Origin of the sequence: Pseudomonas tohonis, from assembly GCF_012767755.2 — a bacterium.
In the GTDB taxonomy this organism is placed as follows: domain Bacteria; phylum Pseudomonadota; class Gammaproteobacteria; order Pseudomonadales; family Pseudomonadaceae; genus Metapseudomonas; species Metapseudomonas tohonis.
The window spans coordinates 6751545-6775966 of record NZ_AP023189.1; the positions used below are offsets into that span (position 1 = coordinate 6751545).

The 24422-nt window shown below is 55.1% G+C and carries 22 protein-coding genes and 1 other annotated feature; of the genes, 5 read left to right on the plus strand and 17 right to left on the minus strand.

What is annotated here, in order from left to right:
* Positions 1-25 precede the first annotated feature (25 nt).
* From HSX14_RS30685 to dksA, 3 genes are read right to left on the minus strand one after another with little or no spacing between them, the layout of a single operon-like run.
* Positions 26-670: a DUF1826 domain-containing protein gene (locus tag HSX14_RS30685; protein WP_173178137.1), complete on the minus strand. Its 645-nt coding sequence runs from the start codon at positions 668-670 to the stop codon at positions 26-28.
* A complete protein-coding gene (zigA, locus tag HSX14_RS30690; protein ID WP_173178136.1) occupies positions 670-1875 on the minus strand; it encodes a zinc metallochaperone GTPase ZigA in 1206 nt (401 codons plus the stop codon). Before zigA ends, HSX14_RS30685 begins: the two co-directional genes overlap by 1 nt.
* Before the next feature lie 48 nt (positions 1876-1923).
* Entirely contained in the window at positions 1924-2343 is a 420-nt protein-coding gene (gene dksA, locus HSX14_RS30695) for an RNA polymerase-binding protein DksA (RefSeq protein WP_173178135.1), read from the minus strand.
* Between the two features lie 70 nt (positions 2344-2413).
* On the opposite strand from dksA, the gene folE2 reads away from it, so the two are divergent.
* A complete protein-coding gene (folE2, locus tag HSX14_RS30700) occupies positions 2414-3352 on the plus strand; it encodes a GTP cyclohydrolase FolE2 (RefSeq protein WP_173178134.1) in 939 nt (312 codons plus the stop codon).
* A gap of 237 nt (positions 3353-3589) precedes the next feature.
* Here folE2 and HSX14_RS30705 read toward each other — a convergent pair whose 3' ends face one another.
* The 8 genes from HSX14_RS30705 to HSX14_RS30740 form a co-directional block, all read right to left on the minus strand.
* On the minus strand, positions 3590-4150 hold the full coding sequence (locus tag HSX14_RS30705; protein WP_142013303.1) for a DUF6037 family protein: 561 nt from the start codon (positions 4148-4150) through the stop codon (positions 3590-3592).
* An 84-nt stretch (positions 4151-4234) separates the two neighbouring features.
* The gene (locus HSX14_RS30710; protein WP_173178133.1) at positions 4235-5782 is read right to left on the minus strand and encodes an SAVED domain-containing protein; all 1548 of its coding nucleotides are present in this window, start codon (positions 5780-5782) and stop codon (positions 4235-4237) included.
* A gap of 35 nt (positions 5783-5817) precedes the next feature.
* Positions 5818-6540: an AAA family ATPase gene (locus HSX14_RS30715; RefSeq protein ID WP_228723519.1), complete on the minus strand. Its 723-nt coding sequence runs from the start codon at positions 6538-6540 to the stop codon at positions 5818-5820.
* Between the two features lie 70 nt (positions 6541-6610).
* Positions 6611-7833, minus strand: a protein-coding gene (locus HSX14_RS30720; protein WP_173180457.1) for an IS3 family transposase whose coding sequence is annotated in 2 segments (ribosomal slippage) — positions 6611-7548 and positions 7548-7833 — 1224 coding nt in all. Because the reading frame shifts where the segments join, the coding sequence is not laid out codon by codon here.
* Positions 7439-7555 (minus strand) — a sequence feature (AL1L pseudoknot). It overlaps the preceding gene by 117 nt.
* A 47-nt stretch (positions 7834-7880) precedes the next feature.
* Positions 7881-8720, minus strand: coding sequence for an ATP-binding protein (locus tag HSX14_RS30725; RefSeq protein ID WP_173174576.1), 840 nt, complete (start codon positions 8718-8720; stop codon positions 7881-7883).
* A 2-nt stretch (positions 8721-8722) separates the two neighbouring features.
* The gene (locus tag HSX14_RS30730) at positions 8723-10726 is read right to left on the minus strand and encodes a hypothetical protein (RefSeq protein ID WP_173174578.1); all 2004 of its coding nucleotides are present in this window, start codon (positions 10724-10726) and stop codon (positions 8723-8725) included.
* Positions 10723-11448 (minus strand): PDDEXK family nuclease, encoded by a 726-nt coding sequence (locus HSX14_RS30735; RefSeq protein ID WP_173174580.1) that lies wholly within the window; start codon positions 11446-11448, stop codon positions 10723-10725. Before HSX14_RS30735 ends, HSX14_RS30730 begins: the two co-directional genes overlap by 4 nt.
* Before the next feature lie 523 nt (positions 11449-11971).
* Entirely contained in the window at positions 11972-12250 is a 279-nt protein-coding gene (locus HSX14_RS30740) for a ras-related protein Rab (RefSeq protein ID WP_173174582.1), read from the minus strand.
* A gap of 252 nt (positions 12251-12502) precedes the next feature.
* Here HSX14_RS30740 and HSX14_RS31775 point away from each other — a divergent pair, with 252 nt between their 5' ends.
* Both HSX14_RS31775 and HSX14_RS31780 read left to right on the plus strand, forming a co-directional pair.
* Entirely contained in the window at positions 12503-13489 is a 987-nt protein-coding gene (locus tag HSX14_RS31775; protein ID WP_173174584.1) for a TniQ family protein, read from the plus strand.
* Positions 13455-14141, plus strand: a complete 687-nt coding sequence (locus HSX14_RS31780) for a TnsD family Tn7-like transposition protein (protein WP_173174586.1) — start codon at positions 13455-13457, stop codon at positions 14139-14141. The genes HSX14_RS31775 and HSX14_RS31780 overlap by 35 nt, the downstream gene beginning before the upstream one ends.
* A gap of 148 nt (positions 14142-14289) precedes the next feature.
* Here the strand turns inward: HSX14_RS31780 and HSX14_RS30755 are convergent, their stop codons facing one another.
* The 5 genes from HSX14_RS30755 to HSX14_RS30775 form a co-directional block, all read right to left on the minus strand.
* A complete protein-coding gene (locus HSX14_RS30755; protein WP_173174574.1) occupies positions 14290-14478 on the minus strand; it encodes a hypothetical protein in 189 nt (62 codons plus the stop codon).
* Positions 14479-14828: 350 nt separating this feature from the next.
* Entirely contained in the window at positions 14829-15677 is an 849-nt protein-coding gene (locus HSX14_RS31060) for a hypothetical protein (RefSeq protein WP_197970206.1), read from the minus strand.
* A gap of 15 nt (positions 15678-15692) precedes the next feature.
* Positions 15693-16394, minus strand: a complete 702-nt coding sequence (locus tag HSX14_RS30765) for a helix-turn-helix domain-containing protein (RefSeq protein WP_173174588.1) — start codon at positions 16392-16394, stop codon at positions 15693-15695.
* A gap of 11 nt (positions 16395-16405) precedes the next feature.
* A complete protein-coding gene (locus tag HSX14_RS30770) occupies positions 16406-17215 on the minus strand; it encodes a TIGR04255 family protein (RefSeq protein WP_173174590.1) in 810 nt (269 codons plus the stop codon).
* A gap of 292 nt (positions 17216-17507) precedes the next feature.
* Entirely contained in the window at positions 17508-17873 is a 366-nt protein-coding gene (locus HSX14_RS30775; RefSeq protein WP_173174592.1) for a histone-like nucleoid-structuring protein, MvaT/MvaU family, read from the minus strand.
* A gap of 433 nt (positions 17874-18306) precedes the next feature.
* Between HSX14_RS30775 and HSX14_RS30780 the strand changes: the two genes are divergently transcribed.
* Positions 18307-19281 carry a hypothetical protein gene (locus tag HSX14_RS30780; RefSeq protein WP_173174594.1) on the plus strand — a complete coding sequence of 325 codons (975 nt, stop codon included), beginning with the start codon at positions 18307-18309 and terminating at the stop codon, positions 19279-19281.
* Between the two features lie 191 nt (positions 19282-19472).
* On the opposite strand, the gene HSX14_RS30785 is transcribed toward HSX14_RS30780, so the two are convergent.
* A complete protein-coding gene (locus HSX14_RS30785) occupies positions 19473-20504 on the minus strand; it encodes a TniQ family protein (protein WP_173174596.1) in 1032 nt (343 codons plus the stop codon).
* 434 nt (positions 20505-20938) lie between these two features.
* On the opposite strand from HSX14_RS30785, the gene HSX14_RS30790 reads away from it, so the two are divergent.
* Positions 20939-24268 carry an NACHT domain-containing protein gene (locus HSX14_RS30790; protein ID WP_049339737.1) on the plus strand — a complete coding sequence of 1110 codons (3330 nt, stop codon included), beginning with the start codon at positions 20939-20941 and terminating at the stop codon, positions 24266-24268.
* The last annotated feature ends 154 nt before the right edge of the window (positions 24269-24422 follow it).

Below are 24422 nucleotides of genomic sequence, written 5' to 3' on the forward strand. Positions count from 1 at the left end.
TGTGCCTGGCCGGGTCACAGCCGGATCAGGCCAGCCAATCCAGGGTCAGCAGCAGGCGCGCATCGCCGGGCATGACATCGGGCGACCTGTGGATAACCCCTCGCCCCTCATTGCCGATCCACTTCTCGCCCTTGAACAACGCCACATGACCTGCGCCCATGGCCTGCCCGGCCGGCACGGCCTTGGGCTCGGCAGCCGCATCGCCCAGGCGGTTGCGAGGCATCTGCCCCTCTCGCAGCCATTGGCTGCCGGCACCGGCGTAGGTGGTGATCAGCCGCAGCGGCACATGGTCGACGTGGTAGCGCGGGCACATGGCGCGGTCCAGTCGACGCAGGCGCAGGCCGACGCGGCGGGCATCCAGCAGGCAGGCGAAGGCGCGTACCAGCCAGGCCACATCGGCGATGAAGTCGGCGCGGCCTTCGATGTCGTGGAAGCGCCGCGCCAGGTCGTCCAGGTCGAGCGGCGCCTCCGGGTCCGCCAGCTCCAGGGTCAGGGATTCGCTCAGCGGCTCCCCGACCTGCAGCAGCCAGCGGGCGTAGTCGGCGATGCGTGGGGGCAGCGGGCGTTCCCACACGGCGAGGTTGACCTCCTCCCGCAAGGCTTCGCCGAGAACCGCCGGGGTGTCGCCGATTGCCGCACGGGGCGGGAGGCGCAGCGCCAAGGCCTGCATCAGGCGACCTCCCCTACCAGGCCGTCGAAGGGGTCGACCAGGCGCGACCAGCCCTCGGTCCCCTGGGCCAGCTCTGCGGCATCCAGCAGGCACGCGTCCAGTTCGGCATGCAGGCGCTCGAAGTCGATGCCCTGGCCGATGAAGACCAGCTCCTGGCGGCAATCGCCCACCTCCGCATCCCAGTGCTTCATCACCGCGCGCAGGCCGTCTTCGTCGGTGGGCCACTGCTCGCGCGGCACGAAGCGCCACCAGCGCCCGGCATGCCCGTAGCGCATCAGCCCGCCGGCCTGGGACCAGCTGCCCGCCTCGCGCCAGGCGCTGGCCAGCCAGAAGAAGCCCTTTGAGCGCAGCAACCGGCCGTTGCTCCACTCGCGATTGAGGAACGCGTGGAAGCGCTGCGGGTGGAAGGGCCGACGCGCCCGGTAGGCGGTGGAGGCGATGCCGTAGGCCTCGGTTTCCGGCACGTGCTCGCCACGCAGCTCCTTGAGCCAGCCGGGCGCCTCGGCGGCGCGGTCGAAGTCGAAGCGACCGGTGTCGAGGATCTTCTCCAGCGGCACCCGGCCCATGCTCATGGGCAGGATCTCGGCCTGGGTGTTGAGCCGCGCGAGGATGGCCGTGAGCTCCTCGCGCTCGGCCTGGCTGATCAGGTCGATCTTGCTGATGAGGATGACGTCGGCGAACTCCACCTGTTCGATCAGCAGGTCGGTGATGGAGCGCTCGTCCTCCTCGCCCAGCGTCTCGCCACGACTGGCGAGGCTTTGCGCTTCGTGGAAGTCGCGCAGGAAGTTGACGCCGTCGACCACGGTGACCAGCGTATCCAGCCGCGCCAGGTCGGACAGGCTCTGGCCATGCTCGTCGCGGAAGGTGAAGGTTTCGGCCACCGGCAGGGGCTCGGAGATGCCGGTGGACTCGATCAGCAGGTAGTCGAAGCGCCCTTCGCCGGCGAGGCGGCCGACCTCTTCCAGAAGGTCCTCGCGCAGGGTGCAGCAGATGCAGCCGTTGCTCATCTCCACCAGGCGCTCTTCGGCGCGGTTGAGGCTGACGTCGCGCTGTACCTCGCTGGCGTCGATGTTGATTTCACTCATGTCGTTGACGATCACGGCGACGCGCAGGTTCTCGCGGTTCTTCAGCACGTGGTTGAGCAGGGTGCTCTTGCCGGCGCCGAGGAAGCCGGAAAGCAGGGTGACGGGGAGTCGGGCGGTCATGGGGTTCTCCGGTTCAGGCTGGGCGGCTCGGGCGGCCGCTCTGGGCTATCAGGCGTCGCGCCGGTGGCGCTCGCGTTGTTCCTGGCGCTCCTTGGCCTCGATGCACAGCTCGGCGGTGGGGCGCAGCAGCAGCCGGCGCAGGCCGATGGGCTCGCCGGTCTCGCGGCACCAGCCGTATTCGCCACGGGCCAGCCGTTCGAGGGCGCCGTCGATCTTGTCCAGCAGCTTCTTTTCCCGCTCAAGGCGCCGCAGTTGCCACTGGCGCTGTTCCTCGCGGCTGGCGATATCGGCGTCATCACTGGCCGGTTGCGTTTCGCGCAGCTCATCGATTTCCTCGTCTATGCGGCTGCGCAGGTCGTCGCGCTCGGTCAGCAGCAAGGCACGGAAATACGCCTGCTGGGCGTCGTCCATGTAGCGCTGGGCGGGTTGGGCGAGCAGTTCCTGCTCGCTGAAGGGAAAATCGGGCATGGGGAGGTTCGCTTGATTTTTAAGTGTTATAACATAACATATTCAACCGAACTCAAGCCCCGGATTGCCGATGAACGTCCAGAACCTGCCCGACGTGGCCACACAGAACGCGCCCTGCCTCGGTCCCCTCGACTGGGTGGGCATGAGCGACATCGCCCTGCCCCTGGTCCTCGATGGCCAGCGGGTACAGGCACGGGTGGATATTGGCGTGAGCCTCGATGACAGCGGCGCGCGAGGCATCCATATGTCCCGGCTATACCTGGCGCTGGGTGAGGAGCTGGGTGGCAGGCCGGCGACGCTGCCCGTGCTGCGCCAGCTGCTGCAACGCTGCCTGGACAGCCATGAAGGCCTGTCGCAGAGCGCCTCCCTGGAGCTGCGTGGCGAGTTGCTCCTGCAGCGACCGGCGCTGGTGAGCGCGCTTTCCGGCTACAAGGCCTATCCCTTCGAGATCGCCGCACGCCTGGATCCATGGGGGTTTCACGTGGAACTGCAAGCGCAGGTCGGCTATTCATCCACCTGCCCCTGCTCGGCGGCGCTGTCGCGACAGGCGACCCAGCAAGCCTTCGCCCGACACTTCACCGACCCACTGGCGTCCTTCGAAGACGTGCATGAGTGGCTCGGCAGCCAGGCGGGCATGCCGGCGACGCCCCACAGCCAGCGCAGCCAGGCCCACCTGCGTGTCCGTGTCACGGGCGAGGAGCTGCCGCTGGTGGCGCTGCTGGACGAAGCGGAAGCAGCCCTGGGTACCGCCCTGCAGACCGCCGTGAAACGCGCCGATGAGCAAGCCTTCGCGATAGCCAATGGCCGCAACCTGTTGTTCTGCGAAGACGCCGCGCGTCGCCTGGGCCACGCCTTGCAACGCCAGCCTTGGGCAGCGGCCTACCGATTACGCGTGGTGCATGCGGAGAGCCTGCATGCGCACGATGCGGTGGCGACCGCCACTTGGCGCTGGGCGCCTGGTAGCCAGACGCACGTGTGCGACGCCCCCGTGAAGAGCCTACACGGATAGCGCACGGCGGAAACGAAAAGGCCCCCTTGCGGGGTGATAATCAGGAATAAAGTCTGTTCTGTCGTGTGCCCAAAACCCGGGCCTTCCAGCCCGTAAGGAAATTATTGAAAGTCTGTTCGATTTGCTAGGAATTCAGAAAAACGCTCTAACGCGTAGTAAGAAAGTCTGTTCGAGCGCTTTCGAGCCACGCTCACTAATGACGCAACCTAGCCTCATTGCTGCTAGGTTCGACTTGGTCTAGCCCTGCCAGGCGCGGCCAAGGTCATTAGCGCTCCATCTAGAAGAGGCTCGGTTCCTTAGGCTGAACTGCATTGCATCAGGCCCAAAGACTATTAGGGTCTTCTTAAGATTGGACGCAGTTGGTCCCCTATCCGGCCCCCAGTAGATCCAGGCATCGAAGAATGGCCGATCTCTCTCCTCAAGATCATGACGAAGGGTCAAGATTTGCTGCGGGGTCGGTGCCCTATCCGGGCTTGCCTCGTGCGGCACAGCTGCATTAAGTGCCTGGAAAAAATCTGAAGATTTAAATTCATTTGTGGACATGCCATGGGTCTTGAGCACGCTCATCAGATCTTGGAAGAGATCACCCAGGTAGGCGGACATGTGGAAATTGTCCGTGACCTGAAACTGAAAGAATTTAGGGTTTTCGCCACGAGACGTCATCGTCAACTCGAAGTCTCCTCTCATCGAGAAAAGGCAATCAAAGGTCGCAGCTCCGTTTACAAAGAGGAACTGCTGAATATCTATACCTAACGCAATCATGCTTCGTGCCAATCGCTCAAGCCCGGTCATATGCATACATTCATTCCTCTGGAGCTTATGGTGTCGCGTACTGTGCTATCCGCGGCCATAGATTGCTGAAGCTGCAGTTAAGCCGCCTCCCTAACTAGCGGCTGAAGTTATCTCTGGATACGACAGCGATGGCCGATAAGATCCATCGGCCTGGAAATCAAAATCGAATTCGTACAACGTCAGTGGCTTAAGTAGTGGTGCCTGCCTTCCAAGATAAAACGTGAAAGCATTAGGTGCCGAAATGAACAGGTGATAGCGCTCACGCCTCGCCGCTAAGTCGACCGCTCGATCGGCGGCGATTTTCGTGGCTAGCTGCTCGGCTAGGTGGTTTGCATGAGCTCCTGACGTAAGAGCTCGTGGCGAGGCCCCCCCCACCAAAGTCGCTACCAGCAGACGACGGAAGTGCCCCGGGTTCTCCTCAAGAAATTGCCGTACCGAACCTTCCGTCTCACGAGTCAAACTGACCGCACAGACTGTGCCGCTACCATCGGGATCTAGTTCGTGCTCAGAGAATACCCACCCGTTGGATGCACTGCTCAGGGTCTCGTCATCTGGCGCCCAAATCTTCATGACAGGCGAGCGCTGCTCTAATTCTGTCAGCCTTCCAGATTTAGCATCGAGTACAGCTCCAGCCGCAAAAGCCAGAGTGGCATGAGCCTCGATCGCCAGACGGATACGCCCATCTTCGGAGGGCACATTCAATAAAAACTCTCGGAGCTTGGGCAGAAGCGAATCTCTCCAGGAGCTCTCATCTCGTATCGTCCGCTCATCAAACTCTGGGACCAAATTCAGCACCTGAGCACAGCGGCTCTCCATTCGATCGAGGGCGTGCTCGAACGACTTCACGCCAAATATCAGTGGAGCTGCCTTCGGCTTTTCGGCCAGTAACCCTTCTTGCGCACACTTATCTTTAAAGTCTGATCGGTCGAACACAGCTCTGCGTTGCCCGACCCATTCGAAGATATTTCCGTCGTAGACAGTGACGCTCGCGTTCGGCTCAGGCCTAACCAACCCATTCGCACGACATGCGCTGTCCAAAAGATCGCGCAACCCATCCAACGAGTCGCGGGTCAGGTGGAAAGCCAGACGATTACAAAGTGCCCGTAGCTCCTCTTCTTCTACACCGAGGTGGTCGCGCCACAGCTTACGCAAGCTCCCAGTCGCACTACGCTCAGTTGTTCCTTGAAACAGCTTATCCACATCGAGATTTAGGGACTTTGAGCGAATGCATTTCGCCAAGGCATCAGCTAGATCTGCCATGTGGTTGGTGACTAAAACCAGCCTAGACGTGCACTCATTGGCCATGTCATGTCGATGCGCAGCGAGAGCACGCTGCAGCATAGAGGTGGTAGTCGCATTGATATAATCGGGTCGTACTAGATCCCCATGAGTAAACGAGCCAGGGATCGCGTGCCACTTACATTGCATTCGTTCAATATGAACCGAGTTGCCTCGATGATCTTGAGGCGCGCGACGAGGATCATATTCAACCCAAATATCGTCGAACCCTTTCAACCCGGACTCGAAACCCACGCGGATGATTGGGCCTCCTTCGTCGAGCAAGCGGGCGGCATAAAGCCAGAACATTCGCGCTTGAAACACATCACCATCACGACGAGTGACAACTGCTTGCGTCATAACTCTGCCTCTCTGATCAGTCACACAGCAGTGACTCAGCGATCCTGGAACGCTGGCGTGGGCTTCATTGCTTGAGCGGTGAGCAGTGCCTCACGCGCGTCCACGGCCTTGTTCGGATAGGCAGCAAGAATGATGGAAGGAATCAGTCGCTGGTTGATATCCGAGAATGTAAAGCCAGGCTCATTCGCTTCCCGGGGTCCTGTCAGCTTCACTAGCTGGTCAATCGCAAGAGCCGGAAGACCTAGGCCTTCTAGTTTCGAACTCAACAAATAGCGCCGCTGGGCCTCGTCAGGGCGACCAAACGTCAGTACCTCAGCGGCTCGCCGCTGCACTGCGGGATCAAGAGCTTTGAGTCGATTGGTACACATCAGCACTGCCGCTGGAAGCTTCTGGTTGGCAATGCGGTCAATGCCTCGAATGAAGGCATTTACCCCTGCACGATCCTCGTGGTGCATCTGTGCATTTTCTCGGGATTGGGCCAAAGCATCAGCTTCGTCAATCAGCAGCAACACAGCACCGCGGGCCTTCCCGCTTGAGTTCTTGAGCTTCTCTGCAGCCTCGATGGTGTAGTCGAATGCGGCTGAAACCAGTTGGGTCATTTCTCCCACACGGCCCTGTCCGCGAGTCGCGAGGCTCAAAGGGTAGAGGGTGATGTCGATACCCTCTTGCCGAGCGACAGCATCACCGATGGTTTCAGCAAGTTCGGTTTTACCCGAGCCGACATCACCTGCCAGAACGGCTAAAGGGGGACGGCGCATAACCGCATCAACAGCTGCGCGGGCCTGCGGGTGAATCGCCCCGGCTTTTGTGGAGGCCGTTTCGTTTAAGTCAGGCCGCCATGGCCTGACCTGCTTGTTGCTGGTGGAAGTTTGCCTCAGCCTCCGCAGGCGGGATATAGCCGATTGAGCTCAACAGGCGCTGGTGGTTGTACCAGTGCACCCATTTCAAGGTCGCCATCTCAACAGCCTCGCGGCTCTTCCACGACTGGCGGTAAATCAGCTCGGCCTTGTACAGCCCGTTGATAGTCTCAGCCAAGGCGTTGTCGTAGCTGTCGCCCTTGCTGCCAACCGAGGGTTCAATACCGGCCTCTGCCAGCCGCTCGGTGTAGCGGATCGAGACATACTGGCTGCCACGGTCGCTGTGATGGATCAGACCACCCGTGCAATGCGGCTGGCGGGCATACAGGGCTTGCTCCAGAGCATCCAGCACGAAGTCGGTCTTCATGCTGGTACTGACTCGCCAGCCAACGATCCGCCGCGCAAACACGTCAATCACGAAGGCCACATACAGCCAGCCCTGCCAGGTCGACACGTACGTGAAGTCCGACACCCACAGCTGATTTGGACGGTCGGCATGGAACTGGCGCTGCACACGATCCAGCGGACAGAGCGACTTGTCGCCGGCCACCGTTGTTCGCATGACCTGGCCGCGCCTGATGCCCTGTAATCCAGCCCGACGCATCAACCGCTCCACCGTGCATCTGGCCACCTCGGTGCCTTCTCGCCGGAGCTGCTTCCAGACCTTCATCGCGCCATAACACTGCATGTTGGTGTCCCATACACGCTGGATTTCCAGGATCAATGCGTCATCGCGTCGAGCACGGCAGCAACGTAATGCCGGGTTGCGCTGCTGAGCCGCGTGCCTGCGGTAACCGGACGGGGCGATCTGCAAGACACGGCAGATCGACTCGACCCCGAGACGGTCACGATGCTGATCGACAAATGCCCTCAGGATTTGGTGCGGCGGTCGAGCTCCGCCTGGGCAAAATACGCACTGGCCAGGCGCAGAATCTCGTTGGCTTTGCGCAGCTCGCGGTTCTCGCGCTCCAGGGCCTTTATGCGCTCGCGCTCTTCGCTGGTCTGACCAGGGCGCTGACCGGCATCGGTCTGCTGGCGGCGAATCCAGCCATGCAGGGTTTGCGCTGCGCAGCCGATTTTCGGCGCAATGGCCTCAATGGCCGCCCACTCGGAGGGGTAGTCGTTCAGGTGTTCCAGAACCATGCGCACAGCACGTTCACGGACTTCGGGGGAGTAGGTCGTAGTCTTTCTCATGGCCTCATCTTCTCAAGAGTTGGGGCCTCCACGAAACCCGGGGCGATTCACACTGTCATATAAGACCCCATCACCCTGACACACTCATGCACATAGGCCTTCCAGTCATCGCTTTCTGGATCATCAGGCTCAAGTATCCGCGGGTTTGCTGTAAGTCTCTGTGTATCCTCTGCATTTCGATTAAATAATGCATTTTGCAGACTGTAATTAGAAACATACAGAAGCGGCACGCCCAAATTGGCGAAGGTGAGGATCTGAGCAGTAATCATGGTAGTTGCGCTGCTAAGTGTTACGTGCTGCATCTCGTCCATGATTAGAAGAGGCAGCCCATACTTCCCGGAGAATGACCTTGCCAGCACCATCAGCTGAGGCGCTTTTAGAGCTCGGTTTACCGGATCCTCGCTAGCGCTTTGAACCATGTCGTACAAGATCTGCTTCGGAGTTCCCTTATCACGCCCCGTAGTTACCCAATGAGAAATTATATTTATTTTTGTGCCAAGAACTTGGGATTGATACTCAGCAGGCCCGGGCAGTACCTTTAGCAGGGCACTGATCAATGCGGTCTTCCCAACGCCAGCCAGACCAGTAAGGCAGACCGGCATCACTTCTTCAGAAGCAGGGTGGAATATGCTTCTATTGTACGAGACCTCATCAGGATACTTGCGTGAACAGTACCAAGCAGAGCTTTCAATCATTTCGCAAATAAAATCAAATGCAAAATCATTTGGCAAAAAAATTGCCTTAAGCTGGCTCTCTAACCGAAATGATGCAGTATGTACGTTGCACCCCTCCAACCCAGCTATAGGGTCTGGCCGAACCGTAGTTCGCTCCTTAATGTATTTGCGCTCAGACCGCCCTGCATATCTGTCTACGAACAGGTTGTGCATCTCTATCGCCCTTGAAGCTGCTTCTGGTCAGCTTCAGCTCTGCGAACACTTGCCGTTCTTTTATATCGGCCAGTCTTTCTCTCACCGCTATCCATCGTCTCGCCGGTACTTTCATAGAAATCCTCATCAGCTATTGCATGCACAGCAGGCACTGCTCGTCGATGCTTGGATTTAGTTTTTGCCCTGATCTTTGCTAGCTCCTCCAATTCAAATATCGTAATGAACTTCTCTTCGTCTGCAACGCGAATCGGATACCTAGCGGACAGCTCATAAATGACGCCCCTATGCTCAAGCCAGATGTACCGAACACACATGTTCATAACATACGCACTGGCCGAAATAGAGCCATTACGAGCGACGTAATCGAATAAGCCTGACGATTCGAGCTCTGTTAAGAAGTAGTTAAACCCTTCGAGATAAATTCCATCTCGCTTTATAGTAACTGACCGTGGAGCCAAGAAATTTCGTACGGCGTTGTCAAATGCCATTGCACGAGCCGAAGTTCTCCCTCGCAGGCTAAAATACGACCAAATATTATGTGGCGTTGGTGCAAACTCTTCCTTCCACATTCGCGGTGTTAAACGCGCACTGGCGTCAGAAGAATGATTGTGTGCTATGGCTCTTGCGATTTCTCGTTTTGCGAGTTGGATGTAATCCAGCCTACTCTGAAAATGTCCTTTATCATCTGGCACATTTTTCTTACGCCTATGAGAGGACTCAACCGTCGCCTTCGATTGCCCCGACTCAGAGGGCGTTAGCTCTAATGTGCTAATCCAGTCATGTCCGAATTTAATTTCCAGCGCCGCGCCGGGGCCTCTATCAGTAACAATGTCAGGTCCCAACCCTTCACAAGGCCATTCATGTCGAGACTTGTAGCCGAAAAGAGATTGAAACTTGCCTTTATTTATAGCCATGGAAAACAAAGCCATTTTGTAGGCTTCTAGACTTTCTGCGCCACGCGCAAATCCGATACCAAGAATAGCTCCAGACAAGACGCAAACCGCTTTTACTACGCAGAAAGCGGGGATCATTGTCTCTCCATCCAGCGAGACTACCTTCTCGCAAAGATAATATCCATCAAACTCCACCTTCTCATACACACTGCTTAATCCCTCTGAGAATTTACCCACATGCCCAGATTTGGCCTTGGCAGCATACTTGCCCTTTTGATGCTCTTGAATATCCTTTTCATCAAACATCACACTAACCCAGTAGTTGAACTGATCTATGGACGGGAACGGAACTGAATCCGGATGAATAAATTTTTCATTATCTGAGTCATCCATGATCGCGATACATCCAAACTCTCTTTCAAGTACTTTCCGGTATGTGCTCTTCCTTGACTCGTGCGGTCCGCCATAGCGCTTAAATCCAGACTTAATTTTCTTCTTCATTTCAGAATCAGCATTGAACATTGCTGGAGCACCGTACTGATCACGCCGCCCAAATCGGCTCTCCTGTCCCTTGGCCTCCCGATCCCACCCGCCAATATTGCTAAACTCCGGCATTAACGCCCAGACATTGTCGCTAAACAAGGTATAAGCAAAAAACCAGAGTTTGAATCTGCCAGGATTTTGCTTTCGCCCTTTCTGTGAAGCCAAATAATTAAGCATCCTGTTCGGATTGTCCGACTTAAGAATTTCTTCTCTATTACATATGGCTTCGTGTATGACCTCATAGCGACCCTGCACATACTGAGAGTATGTTTTAACAGTAGAGCGCCTAGACTGCTCCAGAAAAGAGATATCAATATCTTCTAACTTTGAAAGCCAGATTGGAAATTTACGCTGCACTTCTGCATGAGTGATCTTCCCCTCTACTAGCCCCTCTTCAAAATCGTCTCTTGGCATGCTTATAAACTGCGCCGCATACACTGTATCGTGCTTATTGAATACAACCAGCCTTACTCTCTCGATTTCGGCGATGCTACAAAGAAAATAATACTCAACACCCGTAACCAACCCGCAGAACTTCTCTTTCACTATCAACTGGTCACCAATCTTCATTTCTCCACCTCCCTGAACAGGTGAGCGTAGTGATCTAACGCATCTTCAAATTTAATAGAAAATGGGCTATCGATCAGAATTGGTGAGAACATATCTACCGGAAGCTTTCTTTCCCAAATATTCTGGTACAGCCTGGCTAAAAACTCGTGCTGCCTTCCCCAGTGCGATGAGTACCTTTTAATTGTTTCATTCACCGGCAGACCAGAAAGAATCGCGGATTTAACTTCTTCGTCAAAATCTGCCCCTAACGACCTATCAGAAATCGCCGGAGCTCCATGCCAACTGAACAGAAAGTTCAAATTGGACCGAAACTCCTTATCGATGTCATCACGCGAGAGCTCAATAGTGCGAATGCCTGCCGCTTTATAGTGCTCTCGTTCGATTTTCTGCCGCAGCTGCGCTCTCTCTTTGTCTCTCTGTTGCGCGGCCAAACTTTTCATACTCGTGCGGTTCTTCTCGGAGAAGTCGCGGTGGTCAAGTTTGATGGTCCAGTTGACGCAGTACGGCTGCCCGAGATAATTCCTGAGGTACAACAGCAAATCCCCCAGAAAGGGGTAAGGAGCGACGTATGGCTCGCCCTGTTCATCAACTAGGTGGACCCGGTCGTGGCCACAGTTAAGTGCTTGCGCTATCTCCACCGTCCCAAGCACAGGAGGTAGGTCCATGCCTACTGCCAGGGGATGCCCATGTAACGGGTGCACAGCCGATATGGGATGAAGCATTCGCTGCTCGTGGAGCTCGAATAGATCGGGGTGATAGAGCCCAAACTGGGCAAAGACCCGCTCAGTCGTGGACAGTACGTGGATTACCCGGCGTAACCGCGCCGACAATAGTTGGCTGGGCCTCGACCCTCTCGGCGCTTCACCTCGTACAGCACGGATTCCAGGCTGATACTCCATTCCCCACAAGAAGTGGCTTTGCCTGGCCATGATTCGCTGATAGCGCTGAATTTTTGATTGCATCTCCGAACCTCACTTTCTACCCACCGCTCGTCGGATGCGTTTCCGCTGCTTTTCCCCCCTTGTTGCGCTCTGTCGGACACGGAGCACAACCGAGGGATGAACGGGAGCCTCGCCTTGAGCGATTCTGATTTTTTGGGGAAAAAGGGGACCTGTGTGGCGCTTGACGCACCACATGGTGAGATAGAAAATGGATTCGTCGGGTAGCAATCTGACAAATCCGCAAAGGCCCAAGTCTCCACAACTTGGGCTTTTGTCTATCTAGCCCCTAGTAGTTAGCTAGTTCTCATTCGATACCCTCATTGCTGGTAGCAGCCTGGCGACTTTTCACCAGCCAGCTAGCTACTTCCGTTGTTAGCGCAAATCGGCCACGCCGATGCTCAATCTCAAAAATCGGTAACCCTATAGTTCCTCTCGCATAAGCACGCTGAAGTGCCTCCTGCGAAGGAAACCCCATCACGAGCCATAAATCCCGGACACCAATCAGCTCTCCATAACGAGTCGCCAAGCTCTGGCGAATCTCGTTGAACAGCTGTGCGATCTCTCGAGGATCCTGGTCACTCACTGGCTAGGGTCTCCGCCTCATAGCAGCCTTGTTTAGACTCAATAAAGAATTTTCTAGGTTATTAAAAGCAGAGTTTTTACTCCTACTTTTACATAAATTTATACACCGTTGAGTGTCTCATACCTCTTTAGAAGTCGGGGAGACTATAGTCCCGCGCCGTGGCCAGGAACGTAAGGAATCAATCGGGAGGACCTTCTGGTCTCTTTAAATCGAACTAAGCTCGAGAAATGAAGCTGCATAAAGCCATCTCGTATGCCTCCTTTGGCCGCCGAAATCTCGCCTCATCCATCGACTCCAATAAGGTCATGGCTGCCTAACGAATCGCTATTCAGCCTGTGCAGCAGAAACCATATTTTTTGGGGCAACACTCTGCCGGCGCAAACCTGTGAGCGACTGTTCGGTCATGCCCAACAGGGAACGCAGCACGACCTCCCCTCCAATGTGAGGGTCTTGGCAGATCGTACGGGCGGATCACTCGGCTCAGCCGCCGAAATCATTCGGCAGCACACAATCCTGCGCTTTTTTGCACCGTTCCAATCGTATGACGGAGCACTAGCTGCTGAGCAGGCCATGCTCGGCCCCCACCTTGGCTCTTTGAAATTCCGACTCGGCCTGATAACGGGACGATTCGGTGCCCAGCATCCGCTTAGAGCCTGCCCCGAATGCATGGAAGAAGACATAGCCAGGTTCGGGATGACGTATTGGCACCTGGATCATCAGTACCCCGGGGTACTCATCTGCTCCACCCATCTCGAGTTATTGAGGGAGTCGATCTACAAGCGGATGTGGAGAGGCCGCTTCTCATGGTGCCTACCGGCGCTCCATGAGCTGGTCCGCTGTGAGGACCCCGGGCTGAGTTCCCGGTCTCGCCTTCAACACATAACAGATGCCTGCCTGCGACTGGCAGGCATTGGCTTTAACACCTGGATCGATATAACACGTCTTAAGCATGCGTACGCCGCAGCGATTGCTGGAATTTCCCATTGGCCTGGCCGGCACTGCTCGCTACCTTCCTCAGCAATCGAGTCATTCACCAAATTCACGAAGCCTCTGCAGGCGATTCACCCCTTTGATGCGCTGCCCGCAAATGATCAGCAGGCAGAAGCCTATCTACGCTACCTGCTTCTACCACCAAGGTCGCCGGGGCATCCGCTGAGGCATCTGGCGGCGATCACCTGGATGTTCGAATCCTTCGACCAGTTTCTTGAGGCCAAGCAAGGGCCCAGAACCTTCAGATGAACCACAACACTCTAGGCCTTCTCTCCCCGTAACCATCCCACTAGCTAGGCCGGAGTCACTAAAGCTGCAACGGCTGAAGCCAAAACTCCTAAAGCCTCAGCTCCGCCGAGAGGCTCTGGATCTCCTTAAGCGTGGCCACGACAAGAACACGGTCTGCCTACGAATTGGGATGTCCATTTCTACAGTGAACAAGCTGCTACAAGCTGAGCCTGCGGTGAAGGAGGCCTGGAAAGCGGCACTCAAAAAACGGGAATGCGCTCACCATCGCGCTCAGTGGTGCAGGCTTGCACGGAAGCATCCAGGCGACTCACCGCAACAATTACGTAAGTTGATTCCAAGCATTTATGCCTGGCTCTACAGGAATGACAAAGGCTGGCTAGCGGAGCAGACCTCCCGTCTCCCGAGCGGCCGCCACGGTAATCACTCGAAGGTGGACTGGGGCGCTAGGGATAGGAATCTAGAGAAGCGTGCTCGTGAGCGGATTGGGGCGCTCTCTGAGCGCCCTCTAGGTCTCGGACAGGTTCACTTGCTCATCCCTGAACTGCCGTCCTGCCTCAGAAAAAAGGATCGATATCCCCTAACACTGGGGTACCTACAAAAAGTCCTGCATGCTCGGCCCGAAAAAAGAACAGAAGACGAGCCACATAGCTAAGCCAGCAGCGAGAACGTTGAATACACCGTCTAGCCCCACGAAATGCCGGGGTCCAGCAGGGCACTTCAGCTAAGGAAGGGGATGGATGAGGGCAAAAAAGGAGGGGGAACCCCCTCCTAGACAAAAGGCATCACTTCATTAAGTCCGCTCAATGGAGCGGAGAATCGTCATCCGGCTCAATGCTGTCCAAATCAAGCTCACCTTGAAGAGGTGCGCGAGACTTCGCCGGTTTGACTTCTTCTACCTCGAAACAGAACGCCGTTTTGCCTACCTCGTGAGCAAACAAACGACGACCGTTTTTGAGGGTAATGAAAGGCCTACAAATCATGGTGCCCATGTACTAATCTCCAGTACAGAGAACCTCAGAGGCACCGAAGGTCGAAAACCGTCGGTCTAGTAGGCTTGTCAGGGGAAATTAACGTGCGTAATATCTTTCCCCGCAAATGATAAATCCTAGCCTCCAAGGTTGGGTTGCGTTTAGTGCCTCTCGGTTTTGCCGAACCTTGAAAGCACGGTTTAAGGCTCACTGTGACGCTATGCGTCTAGTGGGCTTTTTGCTGCTCAGAAAATTCCTGCAGCAATTCTCATAATCCCATGATATTTGTCTCTAAGTCAATAGGGATTTTTCTCGGGATCATCATATTTTTCAGCTGGTTACCTTTATCGATCAGGCCGGACTCCATAGGGTCAAATTCCCAACACGGGCTGATGAGGGTCAGTACGAAGGCTGACATAGTCGGCCTGCCATTTTTTCAGCACTTGCGACTGGGCATATGAAAGAGCGGTATCGGCGACAACCTCGACGTCTACCAACTCAATCCACTGCCAGACCTCCGCCCCGCCCTCGTTACGCCTCATACACCGCGCCCGAAAAAGGCCCTCAATGTCGCTCTTTGCTCTCTCCGCAATCGCCAGACTGGCGCCTGGATCAACGCCCGTGGAATAGAGCAGAGTAATGACCAGCTCATGCGGGTCATCAGGCCCGTCTCTTCTCACATCCTCCCCCGAATCTACATCGAAGAAGATTGCTGGTATGGAATAGCCGCTGCCCTTTAAGAGCCGCGGAAGGCGTTCTGCCACCCCAACCTTTGCAAGCCGATCATTGAACTCATCAGAAAATGCTGCTCGCCGATATCGAGCCGCCAGCCATATCTGGAATGTGTTGAGCTCTTCCATCGACATCAGGTGCTGTGTGCTCGGCGCATGCCGAAGGAGCAGCTCTTTAGGGACAGCAATTTTTCCAGAGGCATCCAGGTCCGCATGGAGATGTGTGCCGCCTGCCGTAAGGCCGGTATGTAAGCGCCGAAGGCTTTTGCAGCAAGTAAAGGCGCCGTCCAGGGCACTCTCTTCAATTATGCGGCCGAGAATAATCTCGACCCTTGGCTCCAACTCAACGGGGCGAGCTAGATCGCAATCATGCGTAGCCACGATAGCTATCGAGTCGGAACCGTCGCTCGAGAGGCCAATAGCATCCAGCTGGTCTTGCAGCAGAATGTCCCCCTGTCTCCATGGCGTACTTCCGTCCCGATCGGCCATCTAGGGGCTCCGAAATTACACCGACTTGTCGCCGGTGGATGCGCCCATATCACCGAGACTCACGGGAACATCTCGACCTTTGAGTCGCTCGCTCAGGCGAGCCCTTTCTGTCGCCTCTCTTGCCAGCATGCTGATCAGTATCTCTGCAGCATGTCTACCTTCCTCGCCTGATTTCAGATGCTCAAGCATGGTCTTGCCGCCAGGTAGCTTTCGCTTGATAGCAGACGAAGAGCCAGCCAAACCATGCTCCTGAAGCAGGCGAGCGGCATTCGCCAGCTCGGTGAGCAACTGCAGGTTATGATCTGCAAGACGCTCTCCAGCCTGCCAGTTGTAAATGGCTTGCCGGGAAACGCCGAAGAACTGGGCAAGCTCAGTTACTGAGGGCTTCAGAGCCTCTCGCACGAATGCCAGCTCTTCTGACGGGGCTGCTACCTCTGGGGCGACAGCACCAGGGATTACCCCATTGTGATTCAGCTCGCTTACGCGGAAGCTCCTGCTTTCACGAATTGCCGCGCTTAGATTCTCCGAGGTGAGCGCCCCACCAGTACCAACCACGAGAAGCATCAGAGCAGCACTTCCATAGCGTACAAAAGCAGTGGAAATCGCAGATGCCGCATCATGCTGAGGCGTGACGCTCACAGGCTCATGAAGATACTTTGTAACCATAAGGCTCTTTGCCAGCTGGCGTTTCGCAGCGACGTCTTGTCTGATTTGCATTCCATTGCTCCTTAAGCATTCCATGTATTGAGCGCATGCTCTGTAACGCTAGCGTGGAAGCACCGCTTAATGTGCTCGTGCAATGCCCCCATACCAGACTGAATATCACCTAAGTCGAATACACGGCGCTCTATCCGGGACCCGTCTATATCCAGAACAGCATGGACCCCCTCAATGCCCTCGAAGCGAGGCTGTAGTTTCATCATGCTGGGGCCCACTAAGTCCGGAGGTAGCGCGAGCTTTCCGGCTTGAACGATCGCCCTGGCGATAATTTGGCCCACACCCTCAACGAGAAGGGCGGACTCAGTGAAGGTGTGCCCAAAGATGGAGTCGGTCATTTTTTCGGACAGACCCAATAATGCCGGCTCTAAGTAAAGACTCAGCGCCTCTCCGGAACCAGGAACGACTGCATCCAGGTAACGCAGCCCAAGGCGCTCAGAATAACTAAGCCCGCCTACCGCTTCGGTAAGAACCTCGAGGCCGACCTTCAACTGCCCAAAGAACTCCTCATAATTCTCATAGGTAGTCGAGAAGAGCGACAGGGCGGTCTGCTCCAAGATGAAGGTCCGAGAGCCATCCATCGAGGCGAAGTGGTACACCTCCATCTGCTGAAAAGGCGGCTGCCCCTCATGGCCGCCGTCCATACCCGGGAGACCAGACACCACAAATCTCATCTGGTTTAAGCGCTTGAAGTCAGGGAAACCCAGCTTACGCATCCGCTCCTGGATGTGTGGCAGATAGGTGCTCAAGGAAAGCAACGGGTTATGCACCACCTGCCCGATGGTGAAGAACACCGGTGCATTTTTTAGCTGCTCGCCCATTATCATGATCCTTGATTGGTTTACACTCTGCTTGACAGTTTACACCCTGCTTTACACACAGGCAAACCAGCTACCTCCTCTGAGCTGAACGCTTAGAACCTGAAGGCTTGCGCCGGGAGCTGGCCGGCCTGAGCCGCGCCGAGGTGTGGCTTGGCGACCTGCCCGACGTCGAGCGCCTGCACGTCGCCGCGTGACGCGTCACGCTGAAAAGAAAGAGCCCCGCACGAGCGGGGCTTTTTTGTGGCTGGCGTTCAGCGCGAGCCGATGCCGGCATCCGCCTGGCGCACAGCGCTTATTGCAGCCAGCTCTCTACCTTCTCACTGCCATGTTGCTCTTTCCAGGCCTTCAGGACCTTGTGATTCCCACCCTTCGTCTCGACCACCTCGCCGGTCTGCGGGTTCTTGTAAACCTTCACTTGGCGCTGCCGGCGCTGGCCACGAGCTGAAGCAACAGCGGACGCCCCATTCGAACGGGCTTGCGGATCCAGAATAGCGATGATGTTTCTCAAGCCAACACCGTACTCAGCCATCAGATTACGAAGCTTTTCCTCAAACTCGATTTCGCGTTTGAGTTCTTTATCGTTCTTCAGCTCATCCAGCTGCTTAAGCTGCGCGGCGAGTTTAGCTTCGAGGGCTTTGAATTCAGCAAGTTTGGACATACGTTGGCCTTTTTCTGGATGGGAGTGGCATTGCGCTACTGTACTTTGACCACACTGCTAGCGAAAGAATTTATCGAGCTACGTGGCTATCTCGTTGCTGGCCTCCAACAAGCTTCAGTGCGGACTCAGTCAACATCAGTCACCATGAATCAGCGATGGGACTGTTCAGGTTTTCGTTGGTGAGGCTGAACATCTAGGAGAGTGATCCCGCATGCATCGAGCCATGACTCGACGTTGTCACGAGCTACAGACGGACAAGGCTGGTCTGGGTATTCGAGGGTATAGATAGAGAATGCGACAGCTTTCAGATTAGGCACGTTTCGCGCCTGCAGAACCAAATGTCGCACCTCACCACTTACGCAGGGGGCTCTGTGGTCTTGGAAGGAACTCTATTCTGAGCAAACGGAACTGATCTGAGAAAGGAGTCCCGACAGTGGTTTTGTCCGTTTACGGCTCTCAAGCTGCAAGCGTTTTTCGTCTACTCGGATCTGATGAGAACAGTGGAACATATGCCCTTGGTTGGGCTTTAGAGCAGAGCCCAACGTTACTAAAAGCATTGCTTCATCGAGTGTTCGGAAAGGGACTCGCGGTTCGCCAGGTTCAGATCGATCTACAGCGCCATGACAAGAATGGTGGGTTCACAGACGTCGAAATCATGGGCGAAGATTTTCACCTGATCATCGAGGCGAAGCGCGGATCCTCGGTTGCCGGCGAAGCACAGCTCTCCAAGTACTTGCCGCGCCTACGGAGCGACGTCCAATTCAAGTGCATTCTTTCGATCAGCTACAGCTCGGAGCTCAACGCAACTCGACGGTTGCCTGAGGCGTACCGGGAGTCTGTACCCCATGTCTCTTGGGATGACCTTCGGAAAATGGCCATTCAGGCACGCGCCAAGGCTTCCAGCTATGAAGAGAAAATGTGGCTCCGCGAGCTAATCGAGCACTACAAGGAGTATTCACCGTTGCAGCGTGTATTGAGTAACCAGGTGTACATGGTCGTATTGTCGCATGAGCGCATCCATCCTGGTGATCCCTATTTGTACATTGATGTCGTGAAGGTCGATGGCCATTACTACCACCCCATCGGCAAGAGCGGATGGCCGGAGGAAGCCCCCAATTACATTGGCTTCAGGTTCGGTGCCCGACTGCAATCGATACATCACATCGAGAGCTACCGGAGAGTTAAGAGCCCATCTCTGATAGACCCGCGATGGAGCATCGGCTCAACACATGAGTTCGTTGTCTACAAACTTGGGCCGGCGATGGTTCCGGCTAAGGCCCTGGTTAACGGCAAGATCTACCCCACCAGCCGGTTCTGGTGCGCTATCGACACCTTGCTTTCAGGTGCGTACTCCTCAATTGCTGAGGCGCGCTTTGAGACTGAGAGACGAAGGAAGGAGTCTAGTTAGGGCTCTGCCAGCGCCTGCCTTTGGTTAAACATTGCAAGTTGCGATGGCAGCAATCGGCCGATTCTGTTGAAAAAGTAGCGACCTCCCCGTGCCGACGGCAGAATCACTCTGTCGGTGAGCGCGGAGGCGAACAACATGATGGGACAGCTACCGAGTGGGCAGCAGCGCCTGTTCTCGAATTGTCACAGCCTTTAACTCAGAAGAGTTTTCGATCTGGACGGCGGAATGGTTTCATCGGCGTGGTAGATTGGGCCTGCGGCAATAAAATTAATATAGTTAGCACAGTATCGAAAAAACTGCCTATAAATATGGCACCTTTCGACATCATCTTTAACGACCGTATTTGCGAAATCATTGAAATCATCGAAAATTGCAGCCAAAACGTAAGGTAACCCCCAGACTTTAAATTTTCCAAACTCTATTATTTGCAAGCAGTTCCAAGAAAAAACGTCATAATGAACATCATTCATTGAATGTTGGAATTTGAGCTTTATATTTTCCTGATCAACCAAACCAAGCGCAAACAGCCTTCTCTTTATAAGCCCTGCTAACTGATCCTGCTTAAGCTGATACTTATAACTGAAAAGATCAATAACAAACTTCGATAGCTTCCACTCTGCCAAGTCATTGTTAGCCTCAGGTTTAAGGTCGAGCACGCTGAATCCGCACTCGCATGTGGTCCAAGGGGTCTCAAAAAAGTGTCGATATATAAGATAAGGCTTATGACAGCCTCCGCAAGCACTAACCAGCTTAATATTGTGCTGTGCGCACACTGCTATGTCGAATCCCTGATGGCTTCTTCTCCAATAAATGAATCCATTTTTTTCATAGTCACTTTGCAGGCAAGCTGGGCATAGCTTAACATTTTTTTGAGCAGCAACTAGGCGAACAGCAGAAGCGGAAAATCTTTCCGGTGGATATCCCCAACTCAAATCTTCTTGTGCAAAAATGGCTCGATAATAATTTGTATGATAGTGATATAGATAACAGTCACCACCACGTCCGGCCACACCTAACATATCTGCTAAGTTACTAATTTTTGAAACTGTCCAATGCCCAACACCGCCAAAGGCATACCATTTATTAATCGAGGTATCTCTCCAGCGTTGAGCATAAACAAAATTTCGAGACAAGAACGAATCCAGTGCCTCGTCGGGCAGTAACTTCAGCTGCATTAGAAAAATACTGGGCTTAAAAAACCAAGATAGGGGAGTTCGAGCCATGGCTGGCTCGAACAGACTTTATTCCCGTCGAACTGACTTTATTACTAAGGATCAGGGGTGGAACTAAACAATAAAAACTGTCGCAAGGGGATCCCGGAATCTGTGGTCTCCAGAGTGTTCGAACAAAACCGCAAAGCTGTCGCAATCCTTCCAAATCGACCCTAGAGGCTATGCATCAACTAATAAAAACTGTCGCAAAAACATAACCAGTTGAATCATAAGATTTTTTCTGCCAAGCAACGCGGCGTGCCCGCCTCTACGCACTACTGTGGTTTGGCCTGGATGTCGGGCCAGTTGGTGATGCTGCTCTCCCGCTTGAACTCGGCGTAGTACTCATCGGCCCGGTGAATACCCGGTGGCCTCTGGATTTCCCAGTTTGATTTACAGCTATGCTAGCCGGACGAACCAACCCTCGAATATTTCGTCTCGCTCCCATGATCCCTAGTCAAATCGCTGTCTTTATAGGCTCTCCGATCGAGCATGAGTCGGAGCGGGCTGTACTCCTTGAGCTGCTGCGATTGCTCGAGGAGTCCGGCGAGACCGCCACAGTTATGGTCAACCTAAATCTTAAAGGGCGGCAGCTAGACTTAGTGGTCGGGACGGATCGTCTAACTCTGGTCCTTGAAGCTAAAGCCAGTACGGTGCCGCTCAGCGGAACAACAAATGGCCCATGGATCGCTCATACCCGCTCAGGGCGCTCGAGAACCACGGGTAATGCCTACGCCCAGGCCCTGGGCGAAAAAAACGCTCTCTGCAGCGCTCTCCGCGATTTTCTAGGTGAGGTTGAAGGGTATCCAGATGCCCATGTGGTGTTCGTCCCCGAGCTGGCAGAAGGCTCACAGCTGTCGTTTGATTTCAAGGTCAGCTATGGAGGGATAGGCGGGCTCGCTACACAACTGACCGGACGTTCCGAGCTCCGTTGCTCTGCCGACCAATGGCGCGCGTTTGCTTTACGGCATGGCCTTGAACAAGTGTTCGATCTTACCTGCGCCCTAGATCCTCGCTCGCTCGATGCGCAGCGAACACTTGCGCGTTACGTCGCCGCGTTCACCGCTACATATGCTTCGGCAGCAGCCGAGTACAAGGCGGATCGCTACGACGTTGACGGAGAGCTCGTAGGTTTGCCATTCCTTGAGCATTTGCTGCAGGAGGCTCGTACAGACCTTCTAATTCAAGGACCTTCAGGCTGCGGTAAGTCACTACTTTCGGTTGTACTGGCAAATCGGTTGTGCGCCAAAGATGTGATACCGATCATCGTGGAGGGAAAGCTATTCGAGGGACAACTTGGCCTTGCGCTGGAGCGCGAAGCAGCGTTGCTGGAAGTACCATCAGCCAAGAGTCTATTGTCTGCAGTTCGTACACTATCGCGACCAATCGCCATAATCGTGGATGGCTACAACGAATGCCCTTCCAGCTTGAGGTTTAAGTTGATCCGGGCGCTCCGCGCCGCTTCGATCATGTATGACGCGGCAATTGTCGTAAGTTCGCAAATTGAGATCGACAGACCTGATTTGCTTCCGCTTCGGAAGGTTACCGCTTCAGTTCCGAGCCATGATCTCAAGGTCGAAATTGCGTCCCTTGATGCCACCTCTGCTGAGTTGCTCGCTCCTCTACTGCAAACAATTACTTCCGGTATTGAAGCCAGCCTCATTGGTCAAATGGGGCGTGAAGTTAACCAAGTTGCGAGCAGATCAGCGTTATTTGACGGATTTGTCCGAAGGCGCCTCGGAGCTAACGCGAGCGAGGGCGTAACGCTCTTGTGTTGCGTTGCGGAACTCCTGTTTGAACGCATGACTTTTAGCTTATCCACGCGCGAGGTTGACCGCATCCTAGCTAGGGAAAGACTCGGGGTTGAGGTTCTCCAGGAGGTTCTCCGGGCGCGACTGCTGATCTTGCGAGGAGAACGCCTCAGCTTTGTCCATGAAATGTACCTCAATGCATTCACGGCCGAGTCTATTGTGCGGCACGCTAATTCGGACTTCGACGCATTGACTCGGGCACTGGCGTTGCCACGATTCAGTGAGCTGCGGGCATTTGTGGCCGGCGCTATCGAGGATCGGGAGTTGCTCGCCCGCTTGATTAGCACGACTACGGACGCGCAATTGCTGAAGGCGAGCATGAAAGGAGAATGTGGAAACGACGCTAAATGGTTCATGATCCAAGGATTGAACGCCGTAATACGCAAACTGCGGAGTGAGGTCGAAACGGTTCGTTTCTTCATTGCTCCGGACCAGCTCTGGAAGATTGGCGTTGAACCCTCCAGTTGCATAGCCTGGACAGAGCATGAACGAGCGATGCTGTCTGCTTTGCCCGCCGCATTGGCGCTCGATCAGTACTCACGGGAGTTGCTGGATATCTTCCGATTGCTTGATCAGACGCTGGACGGAGAGCGAGCGAGGCTTCGAGGTGAGGCAATTGAAAAGGGTTTTAAGCAGCTAAGAACCAGTTTATTTGCTGTTGCCTATGTATTTGGCCAGGGCGACCTTGGAATTTCGCTTGTCATGTCGGTTCTCCACAGCGGTGGTTTAGAGCGCTTTTCGCAGCTTGCCGAGCTACAAGCGAACCTGCGGTACATATGGCTAAACGCGGCTACACCGGGACAAATCTATTTTGCGCTGGCGTTGTCGCGCGAGACCTACAAGCTGGAGCGTGACATTCTGAAGATGGCGGTTGACCAGACGCTGCCGCTATTCGAAATCGAGCGCTGGAAGTATCTGCCTTATCACGTTCAGCTAGATCTCATGCATTTCGTGCACTTTCTTCCGCGGGATGACATTGCCCTGCGAGAGAAGCTATCGAAGGCGCTCGAAAGTCTGCTTCCAACGCTGGATCCCGTTCTGGCAGGCACGGCAGTCGAAGCCCTCAGCGGCCTGGGGGCAATGGATGACGAGATCAGTGAGCACGAGGCGCATGTTCGACTACAGGTTGCCGAAGTCCTCAGTTCGCCTGGCGCCGAGGGTGCGGCGGAAATCGCCTGGGAGATCTATAGCGGCCAGTTCGATCACCCCTTCGACTCAGCGTACATCAACGTTGTTGACGACCTTCCAAACGAGCAGCGACTGACACTGATGCGATTGGCCTGCATGGGAGCCTCCGAGTACAGCTTCTTTGTTGGATCGCTAATGGACAAGCTTGCTGGTGAAGGTGATGCCCTCGCGGTTCCGGTGATCTCGCGCTGGGCACGCTTGCCAGATCCGACCACTCCTGTAAGACAGAACGCGGTTGAAATCTATATTTCCGCACTGATGGCCTTGGGGAAACTTCAATCAGATCTGCCGGTGGAGTCGTGTCCGATGGGGCTCGGATCCCGTGAAGATGCAATGTCCGCATGCGGGATGATCTACTACTGGCTGCAGCGGCGAACCTGCGAAGCAGGAGAGACGGAACCACCAGTGGTGGCTGCGCTCGAGGCTCTTTCCGTCGATCCATCGCGCGCGATTGGCGTGCTGTGCGAGATCTCTCAGTCGATCATTGGCCATGACCCACGCGGCACATTGCTGATTACAGCCTTTCCCGCCCGGATGGTCATGCTCGCTCGCGCAGCCCTCCAGCAAGGAGGCCCTATAGAAGGATACTTTTCTGGACCGCACTTCTTCGGGCGTAGCGATGCCGAGCGATTTGCGATATCCATGATTGGTTCTTACGGGGGGGCAGAGGACTTGCCGTTGCTTCGTACTTTTGTAGATCAAGTGGAACTCTCAGGGAGTGCTCTTAAAGCACTTGCAGCGATCGAAACAAGAGCCTCATTCGCTGCACAGGGGTAGCCACTGAAAAGTCCCCTGAGCTCCGAGCCTCTATCACGTGCTTCGCTGAATTGCATTTCCACAGCAAACTGCAGCTCCGGGCGACAGCTGCATCGCACCCGCGTCAGGTCCCGCCCGATTCTGTTGAAAAAACCGTCGCGATTACTGTCCATGA